9 protein-coding genes are annotated in these 11,083 nt (G+C 50.1%); 7 read left to right on the top strand and 2 right to left on the bottom strand.

All coding sequences use genetic code 11. The annotated features are described in order from the left end of the window. The first annotated feature begins 169 nt into the window (after positions 1-169). The 3 genes from AQR02_RS15535 to AQR02_RS15525 all read left to right on the top strand — a co-directional run bounded on the left by AQR02_RS15535 (position 170) and on the right by AQR02_RS15525 (position 3,136). Positions 170-1,624, top strand: coding sequence for an MFS transporter (locus tag AQR02_RS15535; protein WP_054941257.1), 1,455 nt, complete (start codon positions 170-172; stop codon positions 1,622-1,624). 92 nt (positions 1,625-1,716) lie between these two features. After that, complete coding sequence (locus AQR02_RS15530) at positions 1,717-2,163, top strand: carboxymuconolactone decarboxylase family protein (protein WP_054941256.1); 447 nt, start codon at positions 1,717-1,719, stop codon at positions 2,161-2,163. A 25-nt stretch (positions 2,164-2,188) separates the two neighbouring features. After that, positions 2,189-3,136, top strand: coding sequence for a sigma-70 family RNA polymerase sigma factor (locus AQR02_RS15525; protein ID WP_054941255.1), 948 nt, complete (start codon positions 2,189-2,191; stop codon positions 3,134-3,136). Positions 3,137-3,200: 64 nt separating this feature from the next. On the opposite strand, the gene AQR02_RS15520 is transcribed toward AQR02_RS15525, so the two are convergent. Beyond that, complete coding sequence (locus AQR02_RS15520; protein WP_245237617.1) at positions 3,201-4,556, bottom strand: PFL family protein; 1,356 nt, start codon at positions 4,554-4,556, stop codon at positions 3,201-3,203. Between the two features lie 24 nt (positions 4,557-4,580). Then, on the bottom strand, positions 4,581-4,850 hold the full coding sequence (locus AQR02_RS15515; protein ID WP_054941253.1) for an ACT domain-containing protein: 270 nt from the start codon (positions 4,848-4,850) through the stop codon (positions 4,581-4,583). A 220-nt stretch (positions 4,851-5,070) separates the two neighbouring features. Here AQR02_RS15515 and AQR02_RS15510 point away from each other — a divergent pair, with 220 nt between their 5' ends. From AQR02_RS15510 to AQR02_RS34355, 4 genes are all read left to right on the top strand, one after another. Next, positions 5,071-6,705, top strand: coding sequence for a GGDEF domain-containing response regulator (locus tag AQR02_RS15510; protein ID WP_054941252.1), 1,635 nt, complete (start codon positions 5,071-5,073; stop codon positions 6,703-6,705). A gap of 41 nt (positions 6,706-6,746) precedes the next feature. Further along, the gene (locus AQR02_RS15505; protein ID WP_054941251.1) at positions 6,747-7,124 is read left to right on the top strand and encodes a response regulator; all 378 of its coding nucleotides are present in this window, start codon (positions 6,747-6,749) and stop codon (positions 7,122-7,124) included. 4 nt (positions 7,125-7,128) lie between these two features. Then, on the top strand, positions 7,129-10,374 hold the full coding sequence (locus AQR02_RS15500; protein ID WP_054941250.1) for an ATP-binding protein: 3,246 nt from the start codon (positions 7,129-7,131) through the stop codon (positions 10,372-10,374). A 415-nt stretch (positions 10,375-10,789) separates the two neighbouring features. Then, positions 10,790-11,083, top strand: a 294-nt coding sequence (locus AQR02_RS34355; RefSeq protein ID WP_245237488.1) for a GntR family transcriptional regulator, incomplete at its 3' end; no start/stop codon positions are given.

Genomic DNA, 11,083 nt, shown 5'->3' with positions numbered 1-11,083 from the left:
CTTTTCTCAATACGGACACCTCTTTAGATTCATGCGCTGCTGTTAGTACACTCTTTCAAAAGCTTACCGTAAAGTTGTTGCGTGCGCAACTAATTTGCTGTAAACTGGGGAATGCAGATTGTTGCGCATGCAACTAATTCTGAAAATTGATTCAAGAGGGTGTTCTTTCATGAGTGCGATAAGTGCAACCTATCAGGAGGATGCCGCGGTTCAGAAGAAGCGCTGGATTATTCTGATTGTTCTGAATTTGTTTACCTTTATGTCAACCCTGGACGGAAGCATTGTCAATATTGCCCTGCCGGTGCTGGTGAAGCAGCTGAATCTGCCGGTTGCCCAGGTCGAATGGGTCACTACAGGGTATCTGATGGCGATTTGTTCGGTTATTCTGTTTTTTGGCAAGCTGGGGGATATGGTCGGTAAGATCCGAATATTTAGAATCGGAACATTGATTTTCATCCTCGGCTCGCTGCTCTGCGGCTGGAGTACAAGTCTGCCGTTCCTTATTGCCTCCCGTGTCATTCAGGCTATAGGTGCTTCGATGACCATGGCGAACAGCCAGGGAATAGTAACGGATATTTTTCCGGCTACCGAACGCGGCAAGGCGCTTGGCCTGATCGGGACCTTTGTGTCTCTGGGCAGTATTGCCGGACCTAGCCTTGGCGGAATTATTGTATCCACCCTGGGCTGGGAATATATTTTCTGGGTGAATGTGCCGATTGGCCTGATTGCCTTCGCGCTCGGAATGAAGGTTCTGCCGAAGGATCTGGTCCGGGTGAAATCACGGATTGATCTGCCGGGCAGTCTGCTGTTTGCGTTCTTTATCATTACACTGTTTGCCGGACTGCTGCTGGGACAGCAACTTGGGTATGGTGACAGCATGATCGTTACTGCGCTTATCGCTGCCGCCGCCTCGTTCATCGCTTTTATTGTCGTGGAGCTCCGCAGTCAGACACCGCTGCTGCAGCTGTCCCTGTTTAAGAACTCTTTATTCTCACTCAGCATTCTGTGTGCCTTTCTCGTATTTGTGGCCAACTTCTGCTTCAATATTATCTCGCCCTTCTATGCGCAGAATATGCTGGGCCTGTCGCCGTTCTATGCCGGATTTCTGCTGATGCTCTTTCCGATTTCGATGGTTGTCATCGCACCGCTCAGCGGGGCTTTGTCTGATAAGATCGGCTCCGAATTTTTAACCTTCGCCGGACTCCTCCTGATGGTGATTGCCCAGTTCGGGCTGGCCCGGCTGCATGACGGAAGCTCCGTTATTCTCGTCGGACTGTGGATCGCGATGCTCGGGGTCGGCAGCGGGCTGTTCCAGTCTCCGAACAATTCACTGATTATGAGTAAGGTCCCCCGCACTCAGCTTGGTTCCGCGGGCAGTGTCAATTCACTGGTCCGTAATGTGGGGATGGTCGTCGGGATCACGATTGCCACATCCATCCTGTTCAATGTGATGAGCAGCAAGGCCGGGCACCGGGTAACCGGCCTCGTTCCGGGCCGTCCGGATATTTTCCTGTCGGGCATGCATGTGGTCTTTATGACTTCTTCGGTCATTTGTCTGGTTTCAGCACTGCTGACGGGCTGGCGTCTGATTACGATCAGAAAGAGCAAGAGAGCAGAGGCTTAGGACTGGCTGCGGCGTTTGTTAAAGGTACTTGTCACAAAAGCAATCCCTGCATTGTCTCCACTATTGAACCTAATTCATGGAGGCGATCAACAATGAGTTTGAGATTTAATTACAGACAGGTAAACGCACCCGCGTTCCGGGCAATGATGGCAGCAGAGCAGCATAATGCAGGCAGGGGACTGGACAAGGTGCTTGTCGAGCTGGTCAAAATCCGGGTATCTCAGATCAACGGCTGCGCGTTTTGTCTGGATATGCATGCCAAAGATCTGCTGAAGCTGGGGGATTACCAGGATAAGCTGGTGCTGGTCAGCGTATGGCGGGAAGCAACGGTGTTCAGCGGCAAGGAAAGAGCGCTTCTTGAGCTTGCGGAGTCTGTAACCCTTATCAGCCAGGGTGGTGTGCCGCAGGCTGGCTATGATAATGTGCGCGAATATGTTAGCGAAGAGGAATTCGTCGACTGGATCATGAGCATCAATACGATTAACAACTGGAACCGGATCGCAATCTCCACAGGCATGTATCCGGGGGTATCGATGTAAAATACAGTACAGGGGAGGGGGCAGCATGGTGTTGAATGCTCGGAACCGTCAAGCGGAAACCGCGCAGTCTGCGGAGCCGGCGGAGCTTGCGGAATTATACCTTAACTACAGAAGGTACGCCTTTTCCATTGCTTACCGGATGCTAGGTACAGTAGCGGACGCGGAGGATGTGGTTCAGGACTGCTTTGCCGACCTGCAGCGGCGTGACCTCACTAGTATCGATAACATTAAGGCTTATGTGGCCAAAAGCATGACCAACCGCTGCCTGAATCTGCTGAATTCCGCATACAGCCGCAGGGAGACCTATATCGGTGAATGGCTGCCCGAGCCGGTGAGCGAGCTGTATGACGGACCCGAAGCGGTGGCTGAGCGCAAGGACACCCTTTCCTTAGCATTCCTCGTACTGATGGAGAAGCTGTCACCTGTCGAACGGGCAGTGTTTGTGCTCCGGGAAGTTTACCAATACGAATATGAAGCGATTGCCGGGATGGTAGGCAAAACGGAGAGCAACTGCCGGCAAATTTTCAGCCGTGTGAAGCGGAATCTTCAGGCTGATCCGGCCGGTGATGCGATGTCTCCTGCACCGGAGCAGGTTCGTACGGGAATGCTTCAGCGGTTTACCGCCGCGTTTGCCGCGCATGATGTGAGCGGGATGCTCGCTCTCCTCACCGAGCAAGCCGTACTCGTTGCTGATGGAGGAGGGCGGGAAGTTCATACGATCCTCCGGCCGATGGTGGGCCGCAAGGGCGTACTGGCACTGCTCACCTCGCGCAGGGTGCTGGTCCGGATGCGCAGCTGGACTTCCTCTATAGAACTTATTAACGGTGAAGCTAATCTGGTCTACAGAAATCAAGGCGAAGTTAAGGCCGTACTTTGCCTGGCCTTGAACCGCAGCGGGGAGCAGATTCAGAGTGTTTACCTGATCATGGGACCGGAGAAGCTCGGCCATGTCTGGCCTTTTGCCGCCCGGTAGCCGATGAAGACGTACGCAAAAGCGCCGCCCACCTGTAATCAGGGGGCGGCGCTTTTGCGTAAACTTAATTCTTGAAGCTGTGGATCGGTGCGGGAATCCGTCCGCCGCGGTTCACGAACCCGGCACAGTTGAACGGATTCACGGCCATTACAGGCGCATAGCCGAGCAGGCCGCCGAATTCGACCATCTCGCCGACTTCCTTGCCGATTACCGGAATGACGCGGACAGCAGTCGTTTTGTTGTTGACCATACCAATCGCCGCTTCATCTGCGATAATGCCGGAGATGGTCTCTTTGCTGGTGCTGCCCGGAATGGCGATCATGTCGAGTCCGACCGAGCAGACACAGGTCATTGCTTCCAGCTTCTCCAGGGTCAGCGCGCCGCGCTGTACCGCCTGAATCATCCCGTGGTCTTCGCTGACCGGTATGAAGGCGCCGCTGAGTCCGCCGACATAAGAGGAGGCCATGACGCCGCCTTTTTTAACATTGTCGTTGAGAATAGCCAGTGCTGCCGTAGTGCCGGGAGCACCGGCTTCCTCCAGGCCCATGACCTGGAAAATCTCGGCAATCGAGTCTCCGATCAGCGGAGTCGGGGCGAGGGACAGATCAATGATGCCAAATGGCACACCCAGACGCTTGGAGGCTTCCTGGGCGACCAGCTGGCCGACCCGGGTGACTTTGAAGGCGGTGCGTTTGATCGTCTCGCAGAGCGTCTCGAAGTCCTGGCCCTTCACTTCCTCCAGTGCACGCTTGATGACACCGGGACCGCTGACACCGACGTTAATGACGAGTTCACGCTCGCCTACACCGTGGAAAGCTCCGGCCATGAAGGGGTTGTCCTCCACCGCATTACAGAAGACAACCAGCTTGGCGCAGCCGATGGAATCGCGGTCTTTGGTACGCTCCGCAGTTTGAATAATGATATCGCCCATCAGTTTCACGGCATCCATGTTAATTCCGCTCCGCGAGGAGCCGACATTCACAGAGGAGCACACACGCTCGGTCACAGCCAGGGCTTCAGGGATACTGTCTATGAGAATCCGGTCGCCCTTAGTGCAGCCTTTCTGCACAAGTGCGGAGAATCCGCCGATAAAGTTAACACCGACCTCTTTCGCCGCCTTGTCCAGAATTTGCGCAACCGGCACATAGGAATCCGTATGAACGGCACCGGCTGCAATGGAGATCGGGGTGACGGAAATCCGTTTGTTGACAATCGGTACACCAAATTGACGCTCCAGATCCTCACCGGTCTTCACCAGCTTCTCGGCGGAGCGGGTAATCTTATCATATACATTCTGGTTAAACACCCGCAGATCGGTATGGGCGCAATCCATCAGACTGATACCCATCGTTATCGTGCGGACATCCAGATTCATTTCAGAGATCATTTGATTGGTTTCCTGTACTTCGCCACGTGAAATCATTGTTCGCTCATCCTTTCGCTGCTAAATGCGGTGCATAATATTGAAGATATCCTCATGCTGAAGTTTGATTTCTACGCCGATATCTTCGCCCACATGCTGCAGATCCAGGACAATCTCCTCAAAGGACTTGCTTGGCGCTGAAATATCTACAATCATCATCATGTTGAAATAGTCCTGCACAATCGTCTGAGAGATATCAAGAATGTTCAGATTGTGTTCGGCAAGGTATGTACAGACTTTGGCAATAATCCCTACTTTGTCTTTTCCCAGTACAGTAATAATCCCCTTCAATGAAAAAGCCTCCCATTTGTCTATTCTTTGTTCATCCGCCGCATTAACGGAATGAACCGTTTCAATCATTATTGCAAATGATGGCACAGGCGGCAACCAAAGGTTTTTTGTCAGTCTGATTATATATTTGATCTTGAAGCCTATATTCATTAGAATAAGTTGACTGATTGTGAAAAATATCATGGTCCTATAGATTGATATATTTGTTTAAGGAGTTAATATGACAACAAGAAAATATAAAGCGCTAGTCGAGCAGCGGACCAAGGAGACTCTGGATAAATGGTCGGGACAGCAGTATGTCGGGGAAAGGGAGATCTACCGTTTTCTGCATAATTTAAAAGGAACCGCGGGAACCGTCGGCCTGGACCGGGTAGAGAGGTTTGCCAGCAGTACGCTGCTCTATTTCTCGGATCATAGTGATAAAGTCTGGATGGAAGCGGAATGGCGCGAGGTTTTACACCCTGTACTGGACCTGTTTAGCGGAGAGGAACCCTCCGGAAGCGTGCCCGATCCTGTGCTGGAAATCAGCCTCTCTACCGGTTCCAAGCAGCAGAAGTATGAAATTCTGCTTGTGGATGACGATGTGGAGCTAGTGGCTTTTTTGCGGGAATCCCTGGAGCAGCAATCTTATTATGTAAATATCGCGATGTCAGCGGAGCGCGGGCTGAAGCTGTTTTATGAGAGCAGGCCGGATATGATTGTACTGGACATTCTGCTGCCGGATCAGAGCGGAATAGATGTCCTTCACCAGATTATCGGAAAAGCCAAAAAAGAGCGTATCCCGATTATTATCATAAGCGGCGAGCATTCCAAGGATCTCCAATTGTACGCGTATTCACTGGGTGTGATGGATTACATACCGAAGCCGGTGGACATCGACCTGTTTCTGGTTCTGATCAAGAACCGCTTTGAGCTGAAGAAGGAGTGGCAGAAATCGATTATTATCGATGAGCTGACCGGCGCCTATAACCGCAAATATTTTAATCAGACGATGAAGCAGCTGGTATCCGATTTTAGAAGGACTGAACGGATTTTCTCACTGGCGCTGCTCGACCTGGATTATTTCAAACATATAAATGATACTTACGGCCATCTGGTCGGGGATGAGGTGCTGCAGGCTTTTTCAGAGCTGGTGCGCAGCTCCATCCGTGTCGAAGATACCTTCTGCCGCTATGGCGGGGAAGAGTTTGCCCTGTTCATGCCTAATACGGATGCGGCTTCCGCGCTGCTTGTCATCGAACGAATCCAGAATCAGTTCGCAGCCATGGATTTCTGGGCTAAGCAGCAGCAGTTCCGTGTGACCTTTTCAGGCGGAATCACAGAGATCAGGGCCCGGCGGGATGATCCGGAGGAGCTGATTGAGGATGCGGACCAGGCGCTGTATGCCAGCAAACATGCCGGAAGAAACCAGACAACCCTGTATAACGAGTATCTTCCGGCAAGTAAAGTGGAGCAGGTGCTTAAGGTGATCGTTGTCGATGACGATGCGCTGATCCGCCGGATTGTTGTCCAGCAGTTCAGGGAATGGGAGCCGGCAAATAATCTCAAGATGGAGGTAAGCAGCTTCGAAAACGGAGCACAGTTCCTGCAATCGGAATGGTATTCACCCGAAGATAAATTTATCATTCTCCTGGACGGAATCATGCCTGAGCTGGATGGACTGGAAGTGCTGAAGCAGCTCCGCAGCAGGTATCCGGAAGTGAATATACTCGTTATTATGCTTACCGGCCGAAATAATCAGCAGGATATTATTCACGCACTGCAACTAGGTGCCGATGATTATATAGTAAAGCCGTTTCATTTGCCGGAGATGCTGACAAGGGTTGAACGGCTGGCACACAGATTTTTATTCTAAAAAGGTACAGCATCCGCGGTGCATTTTGAAAGGTGAGAAAGATGCAAAAAGTATTGATTGTAGATGATGAAGATGTTTTACGTATGCTGATTGAAGATACGCTGGAGGATCTGGAGGATGTCGAGCTGCATACCGCCGAGAACGGGCGTGAGGCGATGACGAAACTGTCCGGCACCAGATTCGATCTGGTGATTCTGGATTACATGATGCCGGAATTGACAGGAATTGAAGTACTTGGCTTGATGAATGAAGAGATGAAGGCTGCAACACCCATTTTAATGCTGACTGCCAAAGCGCAGGAGGCCGACCGGAACAGAGCAAGAGAAGCCGGAGCCCGTTATTTTATGCCGAAGCCGTTTAGCCCTATGGAGCTTCTGCAGATCGTGGAGGGCATTCTCAGTGATAAGAAGAAGACTTAGTAACATGAGTATCAAAAAGAAATATTTCCGTATTATTGCAGGCTTAATCATACTGGTAATCTTGACGGGGGCAGGCTTGTATCTCTACATCAATGCAGAGCAGGAGCGGCTGAACCATAACCAGGAAGTGCTGCAGCATAAGGCCGGAACGATCAATGAAATGGCTGCGACGCTGAATGAGGTATTCTTCCGTGTCAGAGGATATTCTCTGCTCAAAAGCGACAATGAACTGAAGCTGGCCTATGAAGCGCTGGATAAGCTGGGGAATATTCTCGGGGTTTACTCCCAGTTGAATCTTTCACCGGAGGAAGCGCATTTCAGAGAAGATCTGAAAGCTTTTGTAGATCAGTATGAGAATGTGACGCTGCCCAAATTCATCGCCTATGTTGAGCAGGATGACTACGCCGGGCTGCGCGTACTGGCCAAAGACGGAGTCACGCAGTCAGTTAATAATTTCCTGGCGTATACGAAGAATTATGAGACGCGGTCAGATCAGCAATTGAGTGATATGGTCGACCAATCCCTGAAACAGGCGAATGATTTTACGATACTCGCTTTTATCCTCAGCACAGCGCTGCTGCTGTTATTCACGCTGATGATCTGGCGGATTCTCAAAATTGTTATTGATCCGATCGTTCAGCTGGAACAAGCAACAAATTCGCTGGCCGCAGGGGAGGCTGTGCTGCTGGGCAAGCTGCATAAGCAGGATGAGATCGGCCGTCTCTACGAGGCATTCCTCAACATGGCCCATAGTATACAGGATAAAGAAGAAGAGCTGATGATGCAGAATGAAGAGCTGCTTGCCCAGCAGGACGAGCTTCAGGATCAGCAGTTCAAGCTGGAACGTTCACTAAGCGAGATAGAGAACATGATGAAGGCGCTGGACCAGTCCTCAGCAGTTGCCATTCTGACGCAGAAGGGGATCTTCACCTATGCCAACGAGAACCTGAGTGACTATACAGGCTATAAGAATGCAGAGCTGATCGGTTCGACCTTCCGTTTGTTTGACCTGCAGAATTTCACAGATTCCCAGACACAGCAGATCATCCGCAAGCTGAGTACCGGAGGGGTGTGGAGCGATGAAATCCGGATGAACATGAAGAACGGTAATCCGGTCTGGCTGCACATGACCATTATGCCTTATCTGAATGATGACGGGCAGATTTACCAGTATATCCTGATTGCGAATAATATTACCTCTATGAAGAATGTACAGCAGGAGCTGGCAGAGACACTCAAGCATACAGAGCAGACCAAAATCATGCTGGAACGCAGCAACCAGCTGAATCATGACATCACATATACGCTGGACAAACAGGATTTTGCCGAGAAATTTATCGAATTCATGAATAAACAGTATGCCTTTGATTCCAGCCTCTTCCTGCTTGTCAAAGACAACATCAGCGCGGTTAAAGGTGTACCAAAGGAGAATGTTGAGCGTTATCTGGGCATTGAAAGCGGCAATATGCTGCACCGCATGCGGACGGAGAAATCCTATATCACCAAGCGGCCGTCTACGTTAAGAGAGCAGGGAATTGCACCTGAAGGTACCGATTCGTATGACTTTTACTCGACAGTTGTGAATGCGCAAGATGATGTCCTCGCTGTATTCTGCGGCACCCGGATCGGGCATTCCTTCAGTGAAGACGAGATCAATGAAATCCAAGGTATGATGAACCGTGTGGCGCTGGCCATAGAAAGACTGTTCATGTACGAGGAGATTGAATACGGCCGCAGACTGAACCAGGATATTGTCAACAACGTCAATGAAGGCATCCAATTTGTGCAAATGGACGGCAGCATGCTGCATATGAATGAGGTTCTAGCCCAGATGTTCGGCTATAATGAGTGGTCCGAAGGTGATCTTATTTCAAAAGAACGCTGGAGCGGGCATTTCATCCATACAGCCAATGAATCGGATGAACTGGAGCTGTTCTACCAGAAGGCAATGTCCGAGCATTTCATTGAATCCAGTTCCATGAAGTATTCGCTAGGCAAGGAATCGCTGAAGCATATCGACATGTACGCTATACCGGTATACCGGCGGGAGACCCGCTTCGGGACGCTGTTCGTCCACCGCGACATCACCCGCGAATATGAGCTGGATCTGATGAAGTCGGAGCTGGTCAGCACGGTCAGTCATGAGCTGCGGACCCCGTTGTCGAGCGTCCTCGGCTTCACAGAGCTGCTGCTGTCCAAGACGATGAAGCCGGAGAAGCAGCTGAAATACCTGGAGACCATCCACAGGGAAGCTCAGCGTCTGACCGAACTGATCAATGATTTCCTTGATCTGCAGCGTATGGAATCAGGAACCCAGCAGTATAATCCGGAGCTGCTTAACCTTAGTGAGCTTGTCCTCGGAGTGATAGACCAATACAAGCTTAGCGGGACACATCATATTCTGCTGGAAGATGAAGCGCAGAATGCCGAGGTTGACGTGGACAGAGACAAGATCGTCCAGGTACTGACGAATCTGCTCAGTAATGCGATCAAATTCTCGCCGGGTGCCAGCGAGATCAAGGTAATGCTGCATAATGAACCGGAGCGGGTTGTTGTGGAGATTCAGGATCACGGGCTGGGCATTCCCAAAAATCAGATCGGCCAGCTGTTCCAGAAATTCAGAAGAGTCGACAACAGCGCCTCCAAACGGATCGGCGGAACGGGACTCGGACTTGCGATCTGTAAAGAGATTATTGAGAAGCAGAAAGGCTCAATCGGCATTGAGTCAGAAGAAGGCGAAGGCTCAACGGTCTGGTTCAGTCTTCCTCTACGCAATGCTTCAGGCAGCCGGCATGAAGATGAGCCCATTAAATTGAGTGCCGACAAGGAGCAGAAACCGAACGTAATGATTGTGGAAGATGATTACAGCCTGTCACTGTTGCTGTCTGAGGAGCTGAAGGGCAAGGGCTTTCGCGTAACTCATCATTACCATCCGCAGGAAGCCTATGAGCAGGCGTTGAAGACGCCTTTTGAGGCAATCGTTGTAGACCTGATGCTGGGGGAAGAGCTGGACGGCTGGGATCTGATCCGTATGCTGAAGGATGACGCCCGTACAGAGCATGTCCCGATTATTATTTCCTCTGCTCTCGACAGAGCGGACAAGAACATGCTCGACAATGTCCAGAAATATTTAACCAAGCCTTACCCTCCCGGAGAGCTGACGGCAACCCTGCAGGAAATAGTGGAAATTAGACAGCGAAGCGGAGAAGTGCTTTTCCCGGATAGCAGTCCATGGGATAACGGAGAATAGCAATGGCCTTATACCAACAAGTCCTGTTTTCAGGGCTTGTTTTTTTATCATATAGGAAATTATACAGTACCATTGGTTGAAAATAGGTTTTAGTAGAATAAGTGATTTTCGTTGCCTCAAGAATTAGCGGAGTTGTAATGGACATTTAGTGTTAATTAATATGACATTATTTTTAGGTTTTATCGTTTTTGATAGCGTTTGCTAAGTATTTTATGACAAAATGTCATTAAAAGTGACGTGAAAGTATAGACAAAATGATTTTCAATCGGTATTATAAGCCTAAATCTACAAACCGAGAGAAAAGGAAAGAGAGAGAGGTGAGTCTCAAGTATTAATTGTATACAATTATACAATTACACAAATATACATTTAAGTGACTTGGAAATAGAATTCGCAATATAGAGGAGATAGGCCAATGAGCAGCTCAATGTTACGGACACGCAGATTGTCCAAGGATAATACGTATTTTGAACTGAAGCAGAAGATCATTGATAACGAACTGAAACCGGGTCAAAACGTGCATGAAGAGAGCCTTGCCGCACTGCTGGGCGTCAGCCGTACTCCATTGAGAGAGGCCATCCAGCGATTGGAGAATGAAGATTTTCTTGTTCGCCAGTCGAACGGAAGGCTGAAGGTAGCTCCTGTTACTTTGGAAGAGCTGGAAGAGATCTTTCTCGTTCGCGGCATGCTGGAAGGGCATATTGCCAAA

The organism is Paenibacillus ihuae, assembly GCF_001368795.1.
In the GTDB taxonomy this organism is placed as follows: Bacteria; Bacillota; Bacilli; order Paenibacillales; family Paenibacillaceae; genus Paenibacillus_AQ; species Paenibacillus_AQ ihuae.
The sequence above is the reverse complement of the archived record's forward strand: the minus strand, read 5'-3'. Positions and strand labels throughout refer to the sequence as shown.

Coding starts and splice junctions, on each gene's coding strand:
- AQR02_RS15535 (WP_054941257.1), top strand. CDS start 170: ATGAGTGCGATAAGTGCAACCTATCAGGAGGATGCCGCGGTTCAGAAG.
- AQR02_RS15530 (WP_054941256.1), top strand. CDS start 1,717: ATGAGTTTGAGATTTAATTACAGACAGGTAAACGCACCCGCGTTCCGG.
- AQR02_RS15525 (WP_054941255.1), top strand. CDS start 2,189: ATGGTGTTGAATGCTCGGAACCGTCAAGCGGAAACCGCGCAGTCTGCG.
- AQR02_RS15510 (WP_054941252.1), top strand. CDS start 5,071: ATGACAACAAGAAAATATAAAGCGCTAGTCGAGCAGCGGACCAAGGAG.
- AQR02_RS15505 (WP_054941251.1), top strand. CDS start 6,747: ATGCAAAAAGTATTGATTGTAGATGATGAAGATGTTTTACGTATGCTG.
- AQR02_RS15500 (WP_054941250.1), top strand. CDS start 7,129: ATGAGTATCAAAAAGAAATATTTCCGTATTATTGCAGGCTTAATCATA.